The following is a 25,582-nucleotide window of genomic DNA, read 5'->3' as shown; positions in this document are numbered from 1 at the left end:
AGTTTCGACTGAAACACCATAATGCTTTGCGGCCTCGCCTATACTCACTAAATCGAAGACTAAAGTTTTCATAATCACCACCTCATGATCAGGTTTAGGCAATTATTCGCTAACTAGCAAGAACCCCTTAATTGGAATACTATTTTTATATTCCCTCCTCTTTTTTAATTGCCAACTTAACTTTTTTCAGCTAACTTTTAATGGATAAAAATAATGTCGAAGAAAGGACGTGTTATGAAAAAGTTTATGTTGGTCATTGGCTTAGCCATGATCGCACAGGGGTGTTCGATGGAAAGTTCTGAGCAGAGTGCTAGCTCGAAAAGTGCTGATTTGAAAGCGCCAATCGCCAAAAAAGTCCCGCACAAAATGCAAATTCACGGCGACGAACGCATCGATGATTACTATTGGATGCGTGATGATTCGCGCCAAGATGCCGAAATTATTGCCCATCTGCAAGCCGAAGAAGATTTTGCTCAACAGCAGCTTGCTCATACCCAAGCGTTGCAAGATACCCTGTATAAAGAGATGACCGAGCGCCTGAAAAAAGACGACAGCTCGGTACCTGTGTTACGTAACGGTTATTACTATCAGAGCAAATTTGTCCCCGATAACGAATATCAGCTGCACGTTCGCCTTAAAGACGAAAAAGGCGCGGTGGAAGAAGTGCTGCTTGATGGCAACGCCTTAGGCAAAGGCCAGGATTACTTCGATATTGGCAATATGAAAGTCAGCAGCAATAATCAAATATTGGCCTATAGCGAAGACCTGTTAAGTCGGAGAATTTATACCGTTAAATTTAAAGACCTAACCTCGGGTAAATTATTCAGCGACGAATTAACTGGCACCAATGGTCAGGTGATTTGGGCCAATGATTCGAAAACCGTGTTTTATGTGGTCAAAGACCCACAAACTTTACTCGGCTATAAAGTGATGCGTCATACCTTAGGCACGGCGCAAGCCGACGATGTACTGATGTATGAAGAAACCGATAACACCTTTTATACCTATATTGGCAAAAGTTTAGACGACCAATATGTCGCCATTTATCATTCCAATTCAATCAGTACCGGTATGTCGATACTCGATGCTAACGATGCTTCTGCCAGCTTTGCCAAAGTGCATGCCTTGGCGAAGGATTTTGAGTATTCGGTACAACCGCACGGTGATGACTTTTATATTCTCACCAACCACAATGCCCAAAACTTTAAAATAGCGAAAGCGAGTGCCGCCAATGTTGCTGATAACGGCAAATGGCAAGATGTTATTGCTCATGATGAAAGCACTTTAATTACCCACATGCTGGTGCTAAAAGACTCATTGTTATATACCCAGCGCAGTAACGGTTTGGTGAGCTTGAAAGTATTAAACTTTGCCTCTGGGCAAGTGTCAACGGTTGGCTTTGATGAACAACTGTTCTCGGTGTATATGACCAGCAATGTTGATTTTAACGCCAGTAAAGTGCGTGTTGCCTATGAAAGTATGACTACTCCCGCATCGGTGTATGACATTGATTTAACCAGCTTTGCTAAAACCTTGTTAAAACAAGATGAGGTGATTGGTGGTTATGATCCGAAAGCTTATCAATCTAAACGCTTAATGTTGCTGGCACGCGATGGCGTAAAAGTGCCGGTAAGTGTGCTGTATCGCAAAGATTTGTTTAAGCAAGATGGCAGCAATCCATTGTTGCAAAGTGGTTATGGCTCGTACGGCTCAACCACAGATCCGTATTTTAGTAGCAGTTTACTTAGCCTGGTCGATAGAGGCTTTGTTTATGCTCGCGCGCATATTCGTGGCAGCGAAATGCTCGGCAGAAGCTGGTATGAAGACGGTAAATTATTAAACAAAATTAACAGTTTTAATGATTTTGTCGATGTCACCAAAGTATTAGTCGCCGATAACTATGGTGCAAAAGATAAAGTGTTTGCTTTAGGTGGCAGTGCTGGTGGCTTGCTTATGGGCGCAATTATTAATCAAGCGCCAGAGTTATACCTTGGCGTTGTCGCCGCGGTGCCGTTTGTCGATGTAGTAACCACCATGTTGGATGAGTCAATTCCATTAACCACCAACGAGTTTGACGAGTGGGGTAACCCAAAGCAAAAGCAATACTATGATTACATGCTGTCGTACTCACCCTACGATAATGTGGAAGCCAAAGACTATCCGAATCTATTGGTCACCAGCGGTTTGCATGATTCGCAAGTACAATACTTTGAACCGGCGAAATGGGTCGCCAAACTGCGCGAGATGAAAACCGACAACAACCAATTACTGTTTCATGTGAATATGGAAGCCGGGCATGGCGGGGCGTCAGGCAGATATCGCCGCTATAAAGACCGTGCGTTTATTTATGCGTTTTATCTGGATTTGCTCGAGCGTTAGAGTCAATACTGTACATACAAACGCCGCGGCTCGGTGAGTAGTGGCTTAATTGCCCTTAATACTATAATTCTTAAGGGCTTTGTTATTTATACGCCATTAAAAACTCGCTTGCCTTTGTCTTTATTTATTATTAAGTTTATCATCGACTTATCTTACTTTTTTGATGATTTGGCCAAGTGTTCGACATTTCAATATTAAAAAGCCTCTGTGGAAGTGCAACTTATAAACGTGACGAAAAGTTATTCGCGTTTGCTGCGGTGCAAATTGTTACCCGCACTGCGCAAGAGGTTAGTGCCAAAGTAAAAGGCACACAGGTTTATGATGTCTCTTTGATTTAACCAGTCTGTTTTCCAATAAACGGCAAAAAATTCAAAGTTCGGTGAAAGCAAATTCAGTGATGTATCCCTTAGCTAACAGTGTCGAAAGCATGTCACGGCAAATTGTTCGGTTTTTGTCACTACAACGATTTTTGGCAAGTTCTATTTCTCACGATATTCGCACACCGCTATCGCGCATTGGTTTTTTATTGGCTATGACCACCAAAGAAAATACTGTGACTCGAAAGATAAAATTGAACAAGAGCTGGATGAAATCGACCGCCTTACCGACGATTTTATCGAGCTGGCGCGGTTTGAAGAGTCTCATTATCAATTGAACATTCAACGGCAAAATTTGCAGCCATGGTTAATCGAGCTTATCGATAAAATGCAGCATAGCACTGACATCAGCATCAAGGTGTCGGTAGATGATGAAGTGTTCATTGCACACGATGCAAAATTTTTACAACGCGCCATTCAAAATTTGCTGGTGAACGCGGCAAATCATCAACCAATGGTGGCAGTGGTTATGGTATTGGTTTGGCGTTTGTGAATGTCATTGCCGAAGAAAAATACATTTTTGTACCGTTAAATGTCCTTTTTGTATGGCAGGTAATCCCTGCGGTTAAGCCTCGTCAAATGATTTATTTAAATATATTCAAAGCCTTAGGTGTATCTTGACTGTGGCACATAATCTGCATTTATTAGTTTGACATTCATTGTGCAACTAGGCAAAGCCGTTAACTGGCTGTTAAGGATTATTTATGAATACTCTTTCAATTTTCGCTTCATCTTGTGTGTTATTGCTTGCCCTTACTGGCTGCATGTCAACGCAAGAGCATAAAGCCGCGGTTAGTGATAACTCTGCCAACAGAGTCACCGTTGGCGTGGTACAAAAAGAAATCAAGTTTGGTATGCGAGGTGGCGATGTGGCAGCGGTGCTCGGCTCGCCCAATATTGTTTCCACCGATGAAAACCGTAATGAAGTATGGATTTACGACAAAATTTCGACTGAATATGCGCATTCAAGCAGCAGTGGCGGCATTTCCTCACTTATCTTAGGCTTTGGCAGTGAAGTATTGGCCGGGGTTGGTGGAAGTTATAACTATAAAGCAGGAGCGTCATCAAGGTCGCAGAGAACGCTAACCATTATCATCAAGTTCAATAAAAACGGCGTAGTTAGAGACTTTGCTTATCATACATCTCGTTTTTAAACCGTTTAAAACTAAGGAATGAAAATGTTAATCAAACACTTAGTACTGATAACGGTGATGGTTGTGGTTACTGGCTGTGTCAGCAGTAAGCTGCCTAAGGAGGCGTTTAAACTATCACCGACGTCACTGGAAGATAAGCATATGCAAACTCGTCAATTTGTTAGCGTGCAACGCGATGATTTACTACTTGCCAGTGCCGGAGTATTGCAAGATTTAGGTTATGCTCTGGATGAATCTAACTCAAAATTAGGCGTATTGTCGGCTTCAAAAATGATTGATGCTACCGATGCTGGACAAGTGTTAGGGTCTATTTTAGTAGCCATACTTATCGGTAGCTCGGCACCTGTGGATGATAAGCAAAAAATTAGAGTGTGTTTGGTGGTTCATCAAGGTTTAGGCGATAGCCAATCATCATTGGCAAGGATCACCATTCAACGCATCGTCTGGAATACTCAAGGCAAAATATCCAAGGCACAGTCAGTGAAGGAGCCGGAATTGTATACCGCGTTTTTTGAAAAACTGTCGAAAGCCGTATTTTTGGAGGCAAATAGCATATGAACTGTTTAACGAACAAATATTCTATCAACACTCTTGCTATGAAAGTCATGATATTAATGGTTATCGCTTGCTTTCTATGTAGCTGCGCCAATAAACCTAAGCATGCTTTCGAGATGAAATCTTCGCAAGTGCAAGTGCGCAGTTATCAAACCCGGGCGTATGATACCACCGACAAGGTGTTATTACTCAGGTCAGTCATTGCCACTTTGCAAGATTTAGAGTTTATTATCGATAAAGCCGATATAGAGTTCGGTGTGGTGTCGGCAACAAAACTGAATCGTTACTCTATTCGAATGACCATTACCATTAGAAAGCGTGGCGAGCGGCAATTATTGGTGCGTGCCAATGCCCACTACAATTTGCGAACGATTGAAGATCCTATGCCCTATCAAGACTTTTTTGCGGCATTAAACAAATCGACTTTTTTAACCAACCACGCAGTAGATTAAATAGGTATAGGGCGCAACAACCTACTGGAAAATGATCCGCCGGTTATTGGTTGTTTTAGTTGAAAATTTCATCAATATCCCCGCCCTATATCTCGCTATTTTTCATATGTTGACCTAATGTAAATGTATGGCTTAATAAAATTCCTAAAGCATCATATATCAAGCCACTAATACTAAAAATAAATTTAAGGTAAATGTTACAAAGGTGTGGCGTTGATTCAACAATATAAAATAGCGGTAATAGGCGCAGGCCCAGGAGGCATAAGTGCGGCTGCCCATGCGGCGGAATTGAATATTCCCCATATTTTGTTAGAAGCCAGTGATGACATCGCCAATACCATCCAAAAGTATCAAAAAGGTAAACATGTGATGGCAGAGCCAGGCATTTTACCTCTGCGTAGCGCAGTTACGTTTGCTGCCGGCTCTCGGGAAGCTGTGCTTAGTGAGTGGCAAGAAAATATCAAACAATTGCAAGTAAATATTCGTTATCAAGCGGCGGTTGTTGCTGTCTCAGGTGAGCAGGGCGCATTTCAGCTCGCTCTGAAAAACGGTGAGATGATAGCGGCTGAATCTATTGTGTTAGGCATTGGCGTGCAAGGCAATCCGCGGCAATTGACGATACCGGGAAGTGATGCTGAATTTGTGCAATACAGCCTGGATAACCCAGAAGATTATCACCATGAAAATATCGTTGTGGTTGGCGCCGGTGATGCCGCCATCGAAAATGCTCTGGTACTGGCCAAGCATAATAACGTTTACATCATTAATCGCCGGGATGAATTTGCCCGGGCAAAAGAGGGCAACCTGAGCCTGATTACTGAGGCCCTCGACAATGAACAAATACAATGCTTTTATAATACCAACCCGGTAACCATCGAGCTCACCCCTGAGCAAGATAACCCCGGGGTACTGGTGCTAAAAACTGACGCCGGAGACGTTCGTTTAGCCATTGACCGCATCATTGCCCGTTTAGGCGCCATTCCACCGAGAGCATTAATCGAGTCTTTTGGCATTGAATTTCCAAATAAAGACCCGATTGCAACGCCAGTATTGTCTGCCACCTACCAATCTAACGTTGCCGGTATATATGTGATTGGCGCACTGGGCGGTTATCCGTTAATAAAACAAGCGATGAACCAAGGTTATGAAGTGGTTGAGTATATCCTTGGCAACGCGATTAAACCGGCCGATCATCCGCTACTCGCCAACAAGTTTGCCGAATTAGGGTTTGCCTTGGAGGTGGATGACATATTAACCATGATGCAAGCGAAAATACCGGTATTTGCACCGCTCTCAAAGCTGTTATTTCGCGAGCTAATGTTAGATAGCCAAGTTCATCGGTTGCCAGCAGGCACTGAAATTTTTAAGAAAAACGATTACTCAAACTCCTTCTATAGCATTTTGCAGGGGGAGGTGGATGTGGTGATTGGTGACAGTGTGATTAAAAGTACCGAGGGCAATTTTTTTGGCGAAATGAGTTTGATCTCCGGCCGAAGACGATCGGCCACGGTCGTTGCTGGCCCGTCGTGTATTGTCATTGAGACGCCACGCCGCACCATGATCAAATTGCTCAATTCGTTTGCGTCGGTAAAAAGAGTACTCGATGAAACTTTCATTGTCCGCACCATTCAGCAAAAGTTTGCGGCCAAGGTGCCAATAGACGAATTGCTGCCCATTGCCAGTAAAGCGAAATTGCATCAATATGCCGCCAATGAAGTGCTGTTTGCCGAAGGTGACGTAGCGGATTGTTTGCACGTTATTCGCAGTGGCTCGGTAACTGTTGCCAAAAGAGTGGCCGACAAAAATATTGCAATTACCTATGTTGCCGCCAATAACGTCATTGGCGAAATGGGGTTGTTGGGTAATACCGTACGTTCGGCCACCATAACCGCAAGCGTCAACACTGAAACCATCACCATTGACAGTGAATCGTTTGCGCAGTTGCTAGAAAAATCCCCGGGCTTACGTGAAGCGATGCAAGATGAAATGCAACAGCGTCATCAGCAAAACGTCGAACTGGCAAACGATAAGCAAAGTGGCGAAATTTTATCGTTTTTGATGCAGCAGGGCATAGGTGAAGCCACCGATGTGTTGCTGATCAATAACGATGCTTGCGTAAATTGTGATAACTGTGAAACCGCTTGTGCGGTCACTCATGGTGGCACCTCAAGATTGAATCGCCAGGCGGGCCCTACCTATGCCCATGTTCATGTACCCACCTCGTGTCGTCATTGCGAAGATCCCAGTTGTATGAAAGATTGCCCGCCTGATGCCATACATCGGGGCGGTTTGGGCGGCGAGGTTTATATTGATGACAGCTGTATTGGTTGTGGAAATTGTGAGCGGAATTGTCCTTATGGGGTGATTCAAATGGCGTATCAGAAAGAACAAAACAGCAACTTTTGGAACTGGATGTTGTTTGATGCTGGCCAGGCGCCGGGAAAAAACAAAATACAACAGGGGGAAAACATAAAAACCGCGGTGAAATGTGATATGTGCAAAGATGTTAAAGGTGGACCGGCTTGTGTTCGTGCCTGCCCTACGGGTGCGGCCATTCGCATCAGTCCTGAAGATTTTATTAACGTCATTAATATATAAATAAATGCAATCGATACTCTATTACCGCAACGGTCGCTATTTAAAGCTAACAGTTTGGTTTAGCTTGTTATTCTCGCTTGTCTACATTTGGCATCAGCCCAACCAGCCTGCCAATGGTGGTACCTGGTTAGGCTACACGTTCGGCACTATTGCCACCTTGCTGATCCTTTGGTTAATGTATTTTGGTCGCAGAAAACGAAACTATTTTTCAAATAGCGGCAGCGTGCAAGGCTGGTTATCGGCCCATATTTATTTTGGTAGCGGCTTGCTCGTGGTGGCGACCTTGCACAGCGGCTTTCAGTTTGGGGTCAACGTTCATACTTTGGCCTATGCGTTAATGTGTGGTGCCATTGTCAGTGGTTTTTATGGTGCCTGGGCGTATGTTTATTTGCCGCTGAAAAAACGAGAAAATCTTAATATGATGTCGAGCGATGAATATTTTCAAGAGATTAGCGATATCGACAGGCAAGTAAATAAATTGCTTGGCGGCTTGCCCGAGCCATTAGTCTTAATGATCACCAGCGCCATTGAACAGACGTCGCTCGGCGGGAATTTAGCCAAGCAATTAAGTGCTAAAGATCACTCTTGCTTGATGGTGTCAGAAAACGTGATGAGTAATGAGGATCAGGCGACTTGCATCAACATGTTAACCATTGATTTAGCGAAAGCTACAAATCAGCAACTCGGCAGCCAACTTAAACAATTGATCGACTTATTTGCCAGCAAATCCCTGGCGTTAAAAATATTGCGCGAAGATATTCGCATCAACGCGTTATTAAAAATTTGGTTATTTTGTCATGTGCCGGTGTCCTTTGCCTTACTGGCTGCACTTATCGCCCACATCTTGTCTGTTTTTATCTATTGGTAGGGTGAAGATAGCATGCGCCTATTAATCAAATATTTAAAAAAACAAGGCGACAGTGATGTTATAGAACGCGTCATGGTGAGCGCGCATACGCTGAAAATTGGCCGTGGTACCAACCAGGATGTGATCTTGGCCGATGCTCGAGTTGCCCTGAACCATGCCAGCATCGTCCTTGAGGGATCCACATTAAAGCTCAGTTGTACAAAAGGAAAATATGTCAGCGTCAATCAGCAACGGCAAAGTCAATGCCTGCTGCAGCTGGGCGATCAGATTGAAATTTCCGGGCACATTATTGGTATCCTGGCGGGCACTAAATATTGTGATTATGTGGTCCAGGTGACACTGAATTCAACAGAGGTAGAGCCGTTAAAAGATCGTTTTGGCGTCAAGTTTGAACATTTAAATTTGCATAAAAGACGCTACAGTTGGTGGTTATTCTGTCTCACCATCGGGCTGTGTTTGTTGTTGCCGGTTTCCGGGTTGTTTGACCCGCAGTGGATGCAAACCCTGCGTAGCCAGCCGTTACCCGACGATAGCCAGTGGTTAGCCGGAGAATTGCGCAAAGCCCATAAATTTATCGATGCTCAGTGTGAACGTTGCCATGTTGAAGTATTTAAACCCAGTAGTGAGCAACAATGCCTGTCTTGCCATCAAGGTGACAACCAACATGTTAACCCACAAATCCGGTCATTTTCGCACCCGGATTTTCAACAATGCAACGATTGTCATCAAGAGCATAATCCGCCCGCAAGCCTGGCCAATTTTGCCGAGCAAATTTGCACCAGTTGTCATCGAGAATTACCGACAAGAGATGGCCAACCACCACGATATGGCGCGGCGAGTGATTTTGAACAGCATCATCCAACTTTTAAAGTCAGTATGTTACAGCCAGTAGTTAATGCTGAGCAGGTAAGCGATTGGTCGGTAAAGCGGCTAGTGTTGGCAGACCAGAACATCAAAGAGCAGTCAAATTTAAAATTTTCCCATCAACGCCACCTTACTGCTGAAGGCATAAAATCCCCTTCTGGCAAGGTGTTGCTAGAGTGTGATAACTGTCATCGAGGGGAAAAAGGTGGATTTAAAATGCAGCCCGTACGGATGGAGCAACACTGCCAAGGTTGTCATCAATTAACCTTTGATGTCGACGATCCTGAGCGGGTTGTGCCGCATGGTCCCGCTGATGAGGTGATCACCATGATGAGAGAATATTACGCGTTTCGCTACATTTACCAGCGCCTGGCGCAAAGCAAAGATGATAGCGCCGTGCAAGCGGGGGATATGTTTATCGTCAGAGATGCCAGGCGGCCGGGCGGGTTGCGCAATAAGGCGAAAACCAATGAACATGTCCTTAGCGAGCAAACTTTGCAATCATTAACTCAGCTTACTCAGCAAACTATCCGCAGCGATGCGCTGGTGTGGGCAGAAAGTAAAGCGATGCATGCTGCGGTTAATATCTTTGAGCGCCAGGCATGCGATATTTGTCATCTCGTCACTAAAGTCGAAACTGCTGATAACAACAAGCCAGTGCCCTGGCAAGTTCAACCCGTCGCCTTAACGGCACAATGGCTGCCGTTAGCAGATTTTTCTCATCAGAGTCATCAATCGATGAGCTGCAATGATTGCCATAACGCCAGTCAATCTGAATCGAGTAGCGATGTGCTTATCCCCAATATCGATAATTGCCAGCAATGCCATGGTGGTAGCCAAAGCCAAAATTTAATTCCAAACACTTGTATTGATTGTCACGGTTATCATCCGCAGCAGCGGCAAAACGTGAAAAATAACTACCACTCTAAACCCCTGGTAAACATCATGGTGCAGAACAATGGGGCGCAGAACAATAATGAACATTAACCGCAAACAGGATCATAACACTAGGGGGGTAATCGCCATCCTTTGGCTGTTGTTATTGTCAAGCTGTGGTGGCTCTAGTGAGTCTTCCTCTGAGCAATCTGCGGTTGAGCAAACGCCGCAACCGGCAAGCGCGACAACCGGCTGTACCGGGGAATGTGCGACGATGAGTTCCTTTTTGAGTCAAGGTGAGGTTGAACTAATTATCAGCCAGACCGTGGCCGAAGCACAAGCTCGTAATGTCAATGCCACCATAGCGGTTACCGACAGAGTCGGCAATGTGCTGGCAGTGTTTCGTATGAGTAACGCCGATAAGTTTGTCAGCATAAGCTCAACCGCGAATACCTCGATTGCACCGGTGACCGGAGGTTTGGAAGCTGTCAATATTATCCCCGATACCATGGCGGCAATCTCGAAAGCAGTCACGGCCGCCTATCTCTCCTCGGAAGGTAATGCCTTTAGCAGTCGCACCGCCAGTCAAATTATTCAGCAACACTTTCCGCCGGGAGAAAAAAACAGCCCGTCAGGACCTTTGTTTGGTGTGCAATTTAGCCAGCTGGCCTGTAGTGACTTTAATTCACGTTTTAGTGCCTTATTATCCCCAGGTGCCGGGCCATATCGTTCACCACTTGGGTTATCGGCGGATCCGGGAGGTTTACCACTTTACAAAGCGGGTACACCGGTAGGCGCCATTGGCGTTATCAGTGACGGTGTTTATGGCTTAGATAAAGACATCAGTGGTTTTGATTTAGATGATGATGAACTACTTGCGTTGGCGGGCACGTTCGGTTTTGCTGCGCCAACAGACAGACGCGCAGACGTGATCACGGTTGTTGGCAAGACCTTGCGTTTTAGTGATGCCCTGATTAGTGATCTAGCCACAGATCTTGTCAAGGGAACGCCAATGGAATTTGATGATTTACTCAGCGGGATTGGTGGCCTGGTTGCTGTGCCTGGTTATTATGATGGTGGCGAAGCCAATCTCAGTGCCGCCGGTGATGCTAACCGGGAGGTATTAACCGGTGTTGCCTTTGGCCATACCGGCTCGGGCATTATCCCCGCCGACCCACAAGTGTTTAAAAATAAGGGCGGACAAAGCCTGGATGCTTTTGTGTTTAGCGATGCAAATGACGTAAATCGCTACCCGGCAATTGCCGCCAGCGACTTTCCTGATGGCGATAGCAATAATCGATTAACTGCGCTTGAAGTACAAGAGGTAATCAACCAGGCGCTCGCTGTCGCCAATAACAGCCGTGCTCAAATACGCCAGCCGAATGGCAGTCAGGCCAGGGTGTCATTGGCAATTGTTGATAGTGAAGGTCATATTTTGGCGATGGCTCGTACCCGCGATGCACCGGTATTTGGCGCCGATGTGGCGTTACAGAAGGCGAGAACGGCGGCATTCTTTTCCGGCACTGGCAAAGCCAATGATGCCCCGGCAGATTTATTATCGCTACTCGCGCCGCCGTTATATTTGTCGGCGGTGCCGGAACCGGTAGATTTAGGGGCGGGCGTACCGTTATTAACCAGCCCAAAACCCGAGTTCAGCGACTATGTACAAGCCTTGCAATCATTTATTGGCATCGACAAAGCGTTAACTGCACAGGGGCCTTTAACCGCATTTTCAGACCGGGCAGGTGGTAATTTATCTCGGCCTAATTTTCCCGATGGGCCAGCGGGTGGCCCCCCTGGTCCCTTAAGCAAGCCTGACGGACAATGGAGTGTGTTTAGTGTCGGCTTACAATCGGATTTAATTTATAACGGGTTAATTCAGCATGTCGCTTTTGTGCTCGGGCTGGTCGCGGATGTACCACAAAATTGTACTGGTATTAGTGGCTTACAAGGAAATTCGCCGTTCGAACAAAATGACGCCATTGCCGGCTTGGCCAATGGTATACAAATATTTCCCGGCAGCGTGCCGATTTATCGGGACAGCGTTTTGGTTGGCGCTATTGGCGTTTCCGGCGATGGTATTGATCAGGACGACATGATAGCTTTTTTGGCGGTGGCGCAAGCTGGTTTGGCGTTAGGCAATGGTTTGCAAAATGCACCCACTGAAATTCGTGCCGATAAGATAGATATTCCAGCACAATCGGTGAGGTTGCGCTATGTCAATTGTCCGCAGGCGCCATTGTTAGATTCGGCTAAGGCCAAGGTTTGTGATGGTATTTAGACGGAGCAAATTATTGTTAACCCTTACGCTGCTAGTACTATTGCCGGGTTATAGTGCTGAAACATTTACTGCGGAAGCCGTTGGCGTAGAATCACCCTCTGGCAATAACCATGACTCCTCTCATGATCGAGATAAGGACTCCGCCATCATTCCTGCACATTTACTTTGTGGTGATAGCAAAGTGACAGCAACAAGAAGGCGCCCCGGTAGGGCAGTTGACGAGTATCAGCTGAGAAAGTGCAGTGAGCAAGACAAAATATCTCCCTGGTATAGTGCCATTGAACTCGGCCCTATGGTGCCGGATCGTTGGCGCATCGTTGAATCGATAGGGATCAATACCAATTTATGGGATCCCTATAATGGTCATAATCCGTTAAAAGGCGATTTGCCCATTTGGGGCGATGACTGGTTTTATAATGTTATCGCGATTTCAGATACGGTGCTAGAGCCGCGTAACTTCCCGGTGCCGGTGGGGAATGCGACGACCGCAAGAGCCAATTCGTTAGACACCATTGGCTCAGGTGATAGTGTGTTGTTCAGCCAAAGCTTTATTGTTGAACAAGTGCTTTATCAAGGCAATACCACCTTTCGGCCACCGGATTATGAGTTTCGGCTGACCACAGTGTTTAACTTTAATCAGCTACGAACCGATGAACGCGGTTTATTGGATATCGATCCCTCACAACCAAGCGACAATGGTCGTCGCCGTAGTGATAATTTTGTCGCGATTCAAACGGCTTTTATCGATAAACACTTGCGCAATGTTTCAGACCGATACGATTTCGACAGTTTACGCATCGGCATTCAGCCATTTAACTCAGATTTTCGTGGCTTTCTCTTTCAAGATTCACAATTTGGCGTGCGCTTGTTTGGCAATCGCAATAATAATATTTTTCAATACAATCTTGCCTGGTTTAAACGTTTGGAAAAAGATACCAATAGTGGCCTGAATGACGTTTCAGAGCGATTGCGGGATGACGAGGTGTATACCGCCAACCTGTATTGGCAAGATTTCCCGCTACTCGGTTTTGTCTCGCAAGCCAGCATTACTCACAACCGAAATCGAGAAAAAGGGCAAGTAATATACGATAACAACGGTTTTATTACCCGGCCGGCTTCGGTCTTTGCCGAGCGCTTTGCCCGCGATTATGACGTGACTTATTTAGGTCTTAGCGGTGATGGTCATTTTGATCGGCTCAACGTTTCCGGCTCGGCTTATTTTGCCTTTGGTGAGCAAACCAATATGCATTTTCGCGATGCAGAGGATGAAATCGAGGCTTTTTTCTTCGCCAGCGAAGTCTCAAAGGATTTTGATTGGTTAAGAGCCAAGCTATCACTCCTTTGGGCATCGGGTGATAGAGATGCTTTTGATCAAAAAGCTCAGGGATTTGATGCTATTTTTGAAAATCCACAGTTTGCCGGCGCCGATACCAGCTTTTATATTAGGCAAAACATGCCGTTAATTGGCGGTGGCAATGTGGCGCTGTCGGGGCGAAATGCGATTTTACCGGCATTACGCTCGAGTAAAGAACAAGGCCAGTCAAATTTCATTAATCCGGGGTTGAAGCTGATCGGTGTTGGTATCGATGGCGATATTTTACCCGAGCTTAGACTGTCGATGAACATCAATCAATTATGGTTTGCCGAAACGGCAGTGTTGCAATCGTTAAGGCAGCAGGGCGCCATCGACAGCAATTTAGGACAAGACGTATCGGCCGCGGTAATTTGGCGACCCTATCAAACACAAAATATCGTGTTGCGCTTTTCGGCGGCCATGCTTGTTCCTGGTTCGGGATTTGATGATCTGTATGGCAGTGACTATGCCACCCCGTATTCGGTTCTTGCTAACCTTATTCTGATGTATTGAGGTGACGATGCATTTTATCTTTAAATGGAACACAAACGGGCGAAGATTTTTGCTGTTGGGCATTGCTTTATTGAGTCTCAATTTCCTCAGCAACGCGCCAGCCTTCTCCAGCGCTGAACAACAAGTGGCACGCGATTACAAATTTACCCCGCCCGCGCCGCAACATCAAACTTCGCAGCAGGCGTTGTTAAAAAGCAGCGGTTGTTTAAGTTGTCACACCGATACTGACAGTTTAACCATGCATGCCAGTCCAGGCGTCATTTTAGGTTGTATCGATTGTCATGGTGGCAATGCCGAGGTGCGCAAGCCCTTTGCTGCGACCAAAGCCGATAAAAGCTACCAGCAAGCTTTAGCAAATGCTCATGTGTTACCCAGCTACCCAGAAGCCTGGCATTTTCCCAACAGTGCCAACCCGAAGATCAGTTATACCTTGTTAAACAAAGAAGCCGCAGAATTTGTTCGCTTTGTTAATCCTTCGGATCTGCGCGTGGCCGAAGAAGCCTGTGGTGCTTGCCATTTGCCAACGGTGCAAGCGGCAAAACGCAGCCTGATGGCTACCGGTGCGATGTTATTTGGCGCCGCGTCTTATGCCAATAACATCTTACCGTTTAAAAATTATATCTTGGGCGAAGCCTATACCCGGGACGGTGATGCGTCGGCCATCGCCGGTCCACCATTAAAAAATGCCGAGCAAGCGATGGAAAACCATGGCGTATTGCCGATTTTATACCCGCTACCGACCTGGCAAACCGTACCTCCAGGAGATGTTTTTAGAGTGTTCGAACGTGGCGGGCGCAACATATCCAATCTGTTTCCAGAAACCGGATTGCCGAACTCAACAGGGCTATTGCAACGCTTAGAAGAGCCCGGCCGACCGGATTTCAAGCAATCGAATCGTGGCCCCGGCACCGGCGGACGTATTTCGGTGCCGTTGCTAAATGCGCATAAAACCCGGTTAAATGATCCCTTGATGTGGTTTTTGGGGACCAACGATAATCCCGGTGATTTTCGCACCTCAGGTTGTGGCGCCTGCCATGTGGTATATGCAAATGACCGTGAACCACGTCATTCAGGACCCTATGCAAAGTTTGGCAATAGCGGCCAAAGTCAAAGCCTGGACCCCACCATTAGCAAACAAGAAGACGGTCACCCGTTAAAACATGTGTTTTCTCGTGCCATTCCTACTGCCCAATGCATGTCTTGTCATATGCATCAACCGAACATGTTTGTGAACAGTTTTTTAGGCTACACCATGTGGGATTATGAGGCCGATGCGCCAAGGATGTTCCCCAAGCAACAACGCTATCCCAACGATGAAGAAAAGTTTGCCATCCTTTCACACAATCCTGAAGGTGCTGCAGTGCGGGGATTGTGGTCTGATCAGGGGTTCTTGCGGGATTTGTGGCAGAACAATGACAAGATGAAAAACACCCAGTTTGCCGATTATCACGGTCATGGCTGGAACTTTCGCGCCGTATTTAAAAAAGATCGCAAGGGCAATTTACTCGATCAGGATGACAATATCGTCGAGCCCGACGATCCGCAAAAATTTGATAAAGCGGTGCACATGTCATCGGTGCATTTAGACGTGGGCATGCATTGCGTTGATTGTCACTTTTCACAGGATAATCATGGTAATGGTCATGTCTACGGCGAAGTTGCCGGTGCGGTGGAAATTGATTGCATCGATTGTCATGGCACGGTAGCTAATTACCCAACGCTTAAAACGTCTGGCCCGGCGGCACCGCCGGGTGGCACTGACTTGTCACTGCTGCGTAACCCCGATGGCCAAAAACGCTTCTCCTGGCAAGACGGTGACTTGTATCAGCGCAGCTTGATTTGGCCAGATAAGCAGTGGAAGTTGACCTTGTTAAAAGATGTCGTTGATCCCGGTCATGTCGAATACAACCCGAAAGCGGCCCGTGCCAAAACGATGAAAAAAGATCCGATAGAGCAACATTGGGGGCTCGATGTCAGTGCCGATATGTTGGCACACAGCAACGATGAGATGGAATGTTATAGCTGTCACCAGTCCTGGACCACAAGTTGTGGCGGCTGTCACTTGCCTATTGAAGCAAACTGGAAGGTGAGCAGCAAGCACTTTGAGGGTGACGAGTCGCGCAATTACGCCAGCTACAATCCGCAAGTGGTGCGCGATCAAATTTTTATGTTAGGTCGACGTGGTGATATCAACGGTGGCAAAATTGCGCCGCTGCGTTCCAGCTCGGCGCTGGTGTTGTCGTCGACCAATGCCAATCGGGAAAAAATCTATGTCCAGCAACCGCCTATTGCCGCCAGTGGTTATAGCTCGCAAGCCATTAATCCGCACTTCGCTCATACTGTACGTAAACAAGAAACCCGGGTTTGCAGCGATTGCCATTTGGCTAAAAATGGCGACAACAATGCCATTATGGCGCAAACCTTAGGCTTTGGTACCGACTTTATCGACTTTATCGGCTACCACGCCTACGTTGGCGGCGAGCAATCTGTTGAGGCCGTACAAGTCACCGAGTGGCAAGAGCCGCAAGCGATGATTGGCAGTTACTTGCATAAATATGCTTACCCGGATTATTTTCAACAACACCAGAACCACAATAAAGCGTTACAGCAGGGCTATCAGCATGATTCTTCTACAGTGCGTTGTTTGCAACTGCGCGGCGAATACTTATTTGCGGCAGCAGGGCAGCAAGGTCTTAAAGTGTTTGATGTTGCCAGTATCGCCAATAAAGGGGTGAGCCAGAGAATAATCACCGCGCCGGCCTCAACACTTGGCCAGGATACTAACATTAACTCTCAAAATGCCAGCTGCGTTTCACTGGTGACGACGCAGCCGGTGGCACCAGAGCGCAACCAGGGCGAATTGATGCGGGTTAACAATCAGGAAAAACCGTTCCATCCAATCTATCAATACGCGTTAATCACCGATAGCGAAGAAGGATTGATATTAACCAATATCGATACCTTAATGGATGGCGAGCCGCGCAATAATTTTTTAAGCAGAGCGCTAACCTGGAATGAAAATAAGCTGTTAGCCGGTGCTCGCCATTTAACCGTTGGCGGCCATTTTGTCTATATTATCGCCGATGCCGGCCTGGTTATTTTGGATTTGGATGATCCGTTGCAGCCGAAACACTTAACCACAGTAGCCCTGAATAACGGTCATGCGGTTGCCCAGCAATTTCGTTATTTGTTCGTCACCGATGATGACGGCCTAAAAGTTGTCGATATAACTCTGCCGGGCAAGGCATTCATTATTAAAAACAATACCATAGCAATCAATGATGCCAATAATATTTTTATTGCCCGCACCTTTGCCTATGTAGCTGCCGGTAAAGAAGGCTTGCTCATCGTTGATATCAACAAACCACAAGCGATAAAAAAATATCAAAGCTTCAATGCCCTGGGGCTAATTAGCGATGCTCAGGATGTGGTGGTGGCCAGCACTAACGCCTCGCTTTTTGCCTATATTGCCGATGGTAAATCCGGGTTAAAGGTGGTGCAATTAACCTCGCCAGATCGGCAACCAAGGTTTTATGGTTTCAGTCCAGAGCCGAAACCGCAATTAATCTCCTGGTATCAAACATCTTCACCGGCATTGTCACTCTCACGTGGGCTGGAGCGAGATCGAGCGGTCGATGAAACCGGTGGTCAGGTCGCGGTGTTTAGCCGTTTGGGCTCAGGGCCATTATCGCTAACCGATATGAAGAAACTATACTTGGATAAAAACTCACGGCCCTGGTTTGTTAAAGATCAACTGCCGTCAATAACCTCCCAGTCAACCGGGTCAGGCACTAGCTTTGGCATTGCAACAGCGCCATTAGTGTTGCCATCAACAACCGATTTAGCTCCACCCTATGCTGCTTCAACTAATGCGATAACAAGCGCAGCAGCTGCGGCGGCAACTTCTACAGAAACGAGCGTGAAGCGATGAATATGATCCGCATATTACTATTATCACTGTTATTTAGTCTTGCTAGCCTGGTAGAGGCCGCGTCATTAGTGTTGCCACAATTCGACAAAAACGTGCACTTAGGAGTGGCCAGTTGCGCGGCAAGTATGTGCCATGGCTCGCTGATCCAGCGAGAAGGCAGTGATGTTTTGCAAAATGAATACATCATATGGAGCAATTCAGATACCCATGCGCAAGCCTATCAAAGCTTATTGACGGCGACGGCGGTGAAAATAGCGGACAATTTAGGCATAGCTGATGCCGGGCAGGCGGATATTTGCCTGGATTGCCATAGCGATAATGTTAAGCAAGAGCTGCAAGGCGATAAGTTTCAACTCAGCGATGGTATTGGTTGTGAAGCTTGTCATGGCGGCGGGCAACATTACATCAGTAGCCATACCGACGGCACTATCAACAGGAAGCAGCATTTACAAAACGGTTTATTTCCTACCGATCAGCCGCAATCGAGAGCGCAATTGTGCTTGTCTTGTCATTTAGGCAATAACGACAAATATGCCGGGCACGATATTATGGGCGCCGGGCATCCGCGGCTGGCGTTTGAATTAGACACGTTTGGCGTGTTACAACCGCTGCATTATGTGGTTGATGACGATTATAAAGCGCAGAAATGGTCTGGCGATCACTACATCACCTGGGTTTATGGGCAACTGCAAGCGAGTCGGGCGATGTTAACGTTAATCATCAATAAACTTAGCAAAGACAATAGCTTATTTCCGGAATTAGCCTTGTTTGATTGTCATTCATGCCATCATTCGATGGACAAATTATCCTGGACCCGAAGTAAAGGCCAGGGCTTTAAACCGGGCACTGTGCGCTTAAATGACGGCAATTTTAAAATGTTAATCGCCATTGCCTCAGGCACTAAAATGGTTAAGCCGCTGCAGCAACATTTAACTGCTATAGGCAATGCCGTACATGATAAACAGCAGTTAACCGGGGCAATCGCCAAAGCCAGGCTCGATATCGATCACTTACAATCCTTGATCGAACATCAGCCAATGGCGCAAAGGCAACGCCATGCCAGGCATGTGTTGCAAACAATATTAGAAATGGGCAGTGATGGTGCTTTTGCCGATTATATTGCCGCCGAACAAACCACCATGGCCATCGATTTATTGTTTGAGGTTATTGAAAAGAAAGCAGAATTTTCGACTGAAATCTCAGAATTATTTGATTTAGTCTATAATGAGAATAACTATCAGGCGATAGCCTTTAGGGAAAAAATTAGCGAGATCAATAATCGTCTTAATTAAAATTAAAATTAAAATTATAATTTAAGGTACGGATAAAAATGACAAAAAAATTTTTACTCCTGATCAGCGTATATTTCGCCTGTTTTTGTGTCAGCGGGCAGCAACCGCCAAAATCGATTGATGCTCTTAAGCAGCATTTGGCGGCGAAACAATATCAGACGGCTTTCGCGTTGGCCGAAGATTTAGCCGATGATTTGGCCGGTGATGTTGAGTTTGATTTTTTAGCCGGTCTAGCGGCTTATGGTGCACAGCAATACCAGGCGGCGGTGTTTTCCTTTGAGCGGGTGGTGATCCTGCGGCCATCTTCATTTTATGGCCGCTACTACCTGGCCTTATCGTATCGAAAAGTCAATAATTTAGCCGCGGCGAAGGTCGAACTTAAGAAATTGCAGACGGCCACTGCCATAATACCGGCCTTATCGGCCGAACAAAAAAGTAAGGTAGAGCAGCAGCTTAAGCGGACTGAACAGCAGCTCAGAGCGGAGCAACGACGCTGGAACCATGATCTGATGTTAACTCTGGGATCCGATGATAATATCAACAGCGGCAGTTCTCTCAATGCCATCGAATTACCCGATGGTAGCCTGATCGAATTATTTGAGTCTTCAAAAGCCACCGATGATGAAGGTTATGCGGCGCGCTTTCATAGCAATTATCGCTATCCGATTGATCAAAACAAGTCGTTAATTTTTGATTTGTCGCTGCAATATCGCAACTATTCATCGCACAGTGAATACAAACGGCAAAACCTGGACTTTAGTGCGAAATATCAACAGCAACTGCTAAATGAGACATCATTTTACCTTGGCTTAAGTACCGCGCCGTTATGGTTTTCCGGGGAAAAATATTGGGACCAACATGCGTTGTTGGCTGGCTGGCAACAAGCACTAGACAGTAACAGTGGTTATGGCGTAAATGCTGCCATCGCTGAAATTGATCATTTAATTTTTGATAATCTCGACCTGACCCGCTATCAGGTAAATGCGTATTATCATTATCAAACTAGCGTGCATCAATTATTTATCCTTAACGGCTATCTAGATGATAATAAAGACGGGCTAAAATATAACGACAAAACGGTATTGGCTGGCAGTTACGTGCTCAGTTATCCCATTTACCATGACGTTACCGGTTCAACCATGCTGATGTACGAGCAACAACAGCATGATGCTCGTCACCCGTTATTTAATGCCTATAGTGATTCGTCATTGGCGCTTATCTCAACTAAAATTAACTATAACGGCTTCGATCAGCAGCTGTTGCAACTGGAGTTGAGTTATCAGGAAAAAAATGTCGAAAGTAAGCTTGAGGCGATGAAATTGTATGAATACGAACGTTTTGAAGCGAATGTTAAATGGCAATACAGGTTCTAATGACTATGACTAAAATGAGCATGACTAAAACAATCAAATGTATGGTTAGTCTAATATTTTTGTTGTTCGCCCAGCATGTTTACGCCATCGACGCTGCCGGGAAAACGATGATAGTTCGTGGTGAGGTTGCGGCCACCAATGTCGATGAAGGCGATAAACGCGACTTAAAAAGGCGCTCGGCAATCTTTGAGAGTGATTTAGTGACCACCGGGGTATCCAGTAAAAGCCAATTTCGGATGCGAGATGGTGGCATGCTAGCGTTGCAGGAAAGTACCGAACTGCTGATTGCCGAATATAAATTTGATCAAAAGACTGAACAGCAATCGATTGTACTGGATCTAGTTGAAGGTGGTTTGCGTTCAATTACCGGGGCGATTAAAAACAAAAAAGAGGATTACAAACTCAAAACCCCGACCGCCACCATTGGTATCAGAGGGACACATTATCAAGTGCAATTAGATAATGGCAATTTGTGGCTGGCAGTGTGGGATGGTGCTATTGACGTGCAGTTAATGGTCGGCAGCAATGCCGGCACTATATTGTCTCTTGGCGTTGGCGAGAGTTACTCTTACGCGATGATAAATAAAAATGGCAACGTACAGACATTTCTGCACCCACCAAAAATCTTTGCGCAAGGCCTGAGTTCAGAAATTTCTGAAGCCGAGACAGCAACAGCGAGCAATGCCGGCCGTATCAATAATGGCAGCAATAGCAGCATAAGTGACAGTAGCTCAGCTAACTTTAACTCGAGGCAGATCCTTGCCGCAATCGCAGCCGAGGAGGAAGAATTTATTTTTGATGATAATCTCAACTCACTCGAACAAATCGAATCCCCAAGCATTAGAGATTTAGCCTTGGCGAAACAAGGCTCTATGGTCTACAGCCAGGCTGAGGTATTTTCGCAATTAAATATCACTGACTTCTCCGCCAGTATGGAAATAAATTTTGATAATGGTTTGATATCCAAAGGGCAAATGTCATTTATTGAAGGCCGCGATCCGGCGCAATGGAATGCAATGTTTCAGGGCAACATGAATATTACCGATACCGATGTGCTACTCGATTTATCTATTACTCGAGCCGATCATGCTGGCGCCCTTGCCGATGGCTTTATTTCGGCAGAGTTTCGCCAGTTAACCGGTTTGGAAACGGTGTTTGGCGATTTTGAACTCACCGACCTGGCAACGGGTGCCAGAGTTAATGGTGCTTATCTGATCAATGGCCAGTAGAGCACGACGATGAAAGTGCGCTTTTATGGTACGCGCGGATCTTGTCCCACTCCAGGGCCGAACACGGTAAAATATGGCGGCAATACCGCATGCGTATTACTGACCGCGAACAATGGCAGTAAACTGATTTTAGATGCTGGGACTGGCATTCGCATCTTAGGCAATGAACTTATTCACCAGCAAAGTGACATTCACCTGTTAGTAACCCACAATCATTATGATCATATCCAGGGTTTTCCGTTTTTTAAACCCATTTATCAAGCCGGTAGACATGTTCATATTTACCCGGCCATTACCGAGCCGAATAACCCCTACGCCATTGTTGAACAAATGCAAGGCAGCTACTCGCCGATAGAAATAGAGATGTTAGTCGCCGAATTAGAATTTCAATTTCCTGATTGGGCCAGGCAGCCTGTGATGATCAATGGCTTTCGGGTTTATCGGCAAAAGATGAACCATCCGAATGCTGGCATGGCGTATCTGATTGAGTGTGATACTAAACGTGTTGCTTATGTGACCGATAATGAGTTACATGCGCCGAATGCTGCAACCAGTACCAGCGATTGGCAATCGTTTGTCAATCAGGTCGATTTATTGATCCACGATGGTCAGTACATCGAGGCGGACTTTCCCCATAAACTCGGTTGGGGACATTCATTAATCTCAGAATGTATTAATCTTGCAGAGCAAGCTCAGGCGAAAAATCTTGCCATTTACAGTCATGACCCACAACGAACGGATAGCGACCTGGATAATTGGCAGCAAAAAATTAATGCGTTGCGGTTAACCGTTAATGCTTTTATCAGTTTTGAGGGGCAAGAGGTTGTATTGTGATCTATTTTTAACTGAATTCTAACCGGGATCAATAAATATCAGTGCTGCACTATATCAAAAATAAAAAACACGCGATTATCTCTGGTCTGTTGATCAGCGCCATGGTGTTTTTTATCCAATTTTCTGAGCAAGCAGAGATACAACGATTACTGGCCCGCGTTGATGGTATTTTTTATGACTTGCGTTTAACGGCATCACTCAGTGATCGCAAAATTACTGAGCAAACCATCATTATCGTTGATATCGATGAAAACAGTTTGGCAGAGCAGGGACGTTGGCCATGGTCGCGTAATAAACTGGCCGAGTTGGTAACTAAACTGAGCGATGCAGAAGTCGCGGTTATTGCTTTCGATATATTATTTGGCGAGCCCGAGCGTAACCCTGGCAAAACCGTGGCGGAATATTATCAACGCCAACAGCTGGCCGTGCCAGAACAATTTCCTGATATCATCAAAGCCTTAGATGGTGATGCCGCGTTTGCCGAAAGCATTACCGCAACGGATGTGGTGTTAGGCATACTGTTTCATCACGACAATAAATTAAGCAAAGGTCAGTTGCCCTCTAGTGTCGTCGACAACGCAAGCATAAATGATTTGACCAAGACTATTCGAGTTTCATTTTCCAGTCATGAAAGCAACATTGATATTATTCAGGCGCAGGCTCCCGGCAGTGGCTTTATCAATGCCACCATGGATGAAGACGGGTTTATCCGTCGTGCTGCACTCATAGCAGAGTATCAAGGCAAATTTTATCCGTCATTAGCCCTGGAAACCGCACGGTTATTAACCTTTAGTGAAGAAATAAGTCTGGAAATTGTTGATATCGGTAAAGGCGTACAGCAAATCGCGGGGCTGCGCTGGGGCAATGAGCTTATTCCAACCGATGCCGCCGGCAGGGTGTTAGTGCCCTATAGAGGCAAACGAAAAAGTTTTCCATATCTTTCGGCGACAGACGTGCTTCAGGGAGATTTTGATGCTGCATTGCTGCAAGGTGCTGTCGTTTTTGTCGGCACCAGCGCCGTTGGTCTTGCCGATTTAAGAGCAACTCCAGTTGACTTGAATTACCCTGGCGTTGAAGTACATGCCAATGTGTTAGAAGGGTTATTGCAGCCTGAAATCCTGCCTAGACAACCGGACTGGTGGGAAGCTGCCTTGGCCCTGATGTTATTTTGCTTAGCACTGATTTGTGTGTTTTCTTTCCCTGCGCGCGGACCATTATCGTTAATTTTAACGGCAATGCTGCTGATGGCCGTGATCTCTTACTTTAACTTTTGGTTATGGTATCAGCACCAAATTAGTTTAATGCTAAGCACCAGTCTATTGCTCATTTTTATGGTGGCCGTGGTTAATTTGGGCTTAGGTTTTTTTAAAGAAAATGAACAAAAGAAAATGATAAAAAGCATCTTTGATCAATACGTACCGCCGGCTCATATTGATGAAATGTTAGCCCATCCGGATTCGGTCAATCTGCAAGGTGAACGCAAAGAAATGACGGTGTTATTTTCGGACATCCGCGACTTTACCAGTATCTCAGAGTCACTTGGCGCGGCGCAGCTGAAAAATTTACTCAATAGTTACTTTAGTCCAATCACCAAAACGATTTTTGACAACCAAGGCACCATAGATAAATATGTCGGCGATATGGTGATGGCTTTTTGGGGGGCGCCGTTAAATGATGCTAATCACGTAGAGAACGCATTAAATGCAGCATTGCAGATGTTAGCCATAACCGCTAAATTAAGAGTGCAATTTCAACAACAGGGAATGCCGCAATTATACGTCGGCATAGGAGTGAATACCGGCAATATGAGTGTCGGTGATATGGGCTCAGAATATCGCAGAGCTTATACGGTATTGGGCGATGCGGTAAATTTAGGCTCACGATTGGAAAGTTTAACCAAATTTTATGGAGTGGATTGTTTAGTCAGTGAAAGCTGCAAAAAATTATGCCCCAAGCATAGCTTCCGCTTTATCGATAGAGTACAAGTGAAGGGTAAACATCAACCGGTAAGCATTTATGAGTTATTGGCTGAGCAAGGTGTCGATTTTAGTCAGGAACAAGTTGACTATGAACGGGCCTACCAAAATTATTTGGCCAGGGACTGGGACAGAGCATCAACGCAGTTTAGCCATTTAATTGCAGCGTATAGCGACAGAAAAATATACCATATTTATCTGGCCAGAATTAAGGAATTCCGTCAGCAACCTCTGCCAGATAACTGGCATGGGGTTTATACCCATACCGCCAAATAGGCTGTCTTAGCGTTAATTGTTGTTCGAGTCAGCTAAATGCCACATTGCCGCCATACGATATTAGAAAATATACTCCCTCACCACCGTGCTTTTGGGTGGGATCTTCTCCAGTTTTGATGTGACCTTGAATGAACGTTTTGTGCCACTTGCCGCCATACGAAATTAGAAAAAATATGCCGTCATTCCATCATGCTTTTGGATGGAATCTCCATCAGTTTTAGGGTGACTCGAACGAGCATTTTGTGCCATTGAGAGACGTTTAACCTTCAAGTGTCAGGGCATACTCCGAAACAATTAACCACGTCATTGCGGCGCAGGCCGCAACCCCCTTTCGGATATAGCGTGCCTATAAACAATTGCTTCCTCAAATTAATTTCAATTAAGCTACAATTAAATTTCA

The 25,582-nt window shown here is 45.7% G+C and carries 17 protein-coding genes; all 17 read left to right on the top strand.

The annotated features are described in order from the left end of the window. Positions 1-234: 234 nt before the first annotated feature. The 17 genes from ND16A_RS18255 to ND16A_RS18320 all read left to right on the top strand — a co-directional run bounded on the left by ND16A_RS18255 (position 235) and on the right by ND16A_RS18320 (position 25,182). Positions 235-2,379 (top strand): S9 family peptidase, encoded by a 2,145-nt coding sequence (locus ND16A_RS18255; RefSeq protein ID WP_081945407.1) that lies wholly within the window; start codon positions 235-237, stop codon positions 2,377-2,379. A 394-nt stretch (positions 2,380-2,773) separates the two neighbouring features. Continuing rightward, complete coding sequence (locus ND16A_RS0118610; RefSeq protein WP_152593767.1) at positions 2,774-3,034, top strand: histidine kinase dimerization/phospho-acceptor domain-containing protein; 261 nt, start codon at positions 2,774-2,776, stop codon at positions 3,032-3,034. Then, positions 3,031-3,249 (top strand): hypothetical protein, encoded by a 219-nt coding sequence (locus ND16A_RS0118605; RefSeq protein ID WP_033075761.1) that lies wholly within the window; start codon positions 3,031-3,033, stop codon positions 3,247-3,249. Before ND16A_RS0118610 ends, ND16A_RS0118605 begins: the two co-directional genes overlap by 4 nt. A 211-nt stretch (positions 3,250-3,460) precedes the next feature. Next, a complete protein-coding gene (locus tag ND16A_RS18260; protein ID WP_033075760.1) occupies positions 3,461-3,910 on the top strand; it encodes a hypothetical protein in 450 nt (149 codons plus the stop codon). A gap of 24 nt (positions 3,911-3,934) precedes the next feature. After that, a complete protein-coding gene (locus ND16A_RS18265) occupies positions 3,935-4,468 on the top strand; it encodes a hypothetical protein (protein ID WP_052072768.1) in 534 nt (177 codons plus the stop codon). A 113-nt stretch (positions 4,469-4,581) separates the two neighbouring features. After that, complete coding sequence (locus ND16A_RS18270) at positions 4,582-4,917, top strand: hypothetical protein (protein ID WP_152593766.1); 336 nt, start codon at positions 4,582-4,584, stop codon at positions 4,915-4,917. 213 nt (positions 4,918-5,130) lie between these two features. Then, positions 5,131-7,515, top strand: coding sequence for a cyclic nucleotide-binding domain-containing protein (locus ND16A_RS18275; RefSeq protein ID WP_033075758.1), 2,385 nt, complete (start codon positions 5,131-5,133; stop codon positions 7,513-7,515). Between the two features lie 4 nt (positions 7,516-7,519). Beyond that, the gene (locus ND16A_RS18280) at positions 7,520-8,383 is read left to right on the top strand and encodes a hypothetical protein (protein ID WP_052072767.1); all 864 of its coding nucleotides are present in this window, start codon (positions 7,520-7,522) and stop codon (positions 8,381-8,383) included. A gap of 12 nt (positions 8,384-8,395) precedes the next feature. Then, the gene (locus ND16A_RS18285; protein ID WP_033075757.1) at positions 8,396-10,234 is read left to right on the top strand and encodes a cytochrome c3 family protein; all 1,839 of its coding nucleotides are present in this window, start codon (positions 8,396-8,398) and stop codon (positions 10,232-10,234) included. Further along, the gene (locus ND16A_RS18290; protein ID WP_033075756.1) at positions 10,224-12,404 is read left to right on the top strand and encodes a heme-binding protein; all 2,181 of its coding nucleotides are present in this window, start codon (positions 10,224-10,226) and stop codon (positions 12,402-12,404) included. The genes ND16A_RS18285 and ND16A_RS18290 overlap by 11 nt, the downstream gene beginning before the upstream one ends. Before the next feature lie 13 nt (positions 12,405-12,417). After that, complete coding sequence (locus tag ND16A_RS18295; RefSeq protein WP_152593765.1) at positions 12,418-14,271, top strand: hypothetical protein; 1,854 nt, start codon at positions 12,418-12,420, stop codon at positions 14,269-14,271. Between the two features lie 70 nt (positions 14,272-14,341). Further along, positions 14,342-18,202: a hypothetical protein gene (locus ND16A_RS18300; protein WP_200880786.1), complete on the top strand. Its 3,861-nt coding sequence runs from the start codon at positions 14,342-14,344 to the stop codon at positions 18,200-18,202. Positions 18,203-18,204: 2 nt separating this feature from the next. Next, a complete protein-coding gene (locus ND16A_RS20040) occupies positions 18,205-19,494 on the top strand; it encodes a multiheme c-type cytochrome (RefSeq protein WP_052072766.1) in 1,290 nt (429 codons plus the stop codon). Between the two features lie 38 nt (positions 19,495-19,532). Beyond that, on the top strand, positions 19,533-20,867 hold the full coding sequence (locus tag ND16A_RS18305) for a tetratricopeptide repeat protein (RefSeq protein WP_033075755.1): 1,335 nt from the start codon (positions 19,533-19,535) through the stop codon (positions 20,865-20,867). A gap of 20 nt (positions 20,868-20,887) precedes the next feature. Continuing rightward, complete coding sequence (locus ND16A_RS18310) at positions 20,888-22,096, top strand: FecR family protein (protein WP_160173469.1); 1,209 nt, start codon at positions 20,888-20,890, stop codon at positions 22,094-22,096. Between the two features lie 9 nt (positions 22,097-22,105). After that, the gene (locus ND16A_RS18315) at positions 22,106-22,930 is read left to right on the top strand and encodes an MBL fold metallo-hydrolase (RefSeq protein ID WP_033075753.1); all 825 of its coding nucleotides are present in this window, start codon (positions 22,106-22,108) and stop codon (positions 22,928-22,930) included. A gap of 41 nt (positions 22,931-22,971) precedes the next feature. After that, positions 22,972-25,182 (top strand): CHASE2 domain-containing protein, encoded by a 2,211-nt coding sequence (locus ND16A_RS18320; RefSeq protein WP_052072765.1) that lies wholly within the window; start codon positions 22,972-22,974, stop codon positions 25,180-25,182. The last annotated feature ends 400 nt before the right edge of the window (positions 25,183-25,582 follow it).

Source organism: Thalassotalea sp. ND16A (genome assembly GCF_000764205.1).
Taxonomy (GTDB): Bacteria; Pseudomonadota; Gammaproteobacteria; order Enterobacterales; family Alteromonadaceae; genus Thalassotalea_A.
The sequence above is the reverse complement of the archived record's forward strand: the minus strand, read 5'-3'. Positions and strand labels throughout refer to the sequence as shown.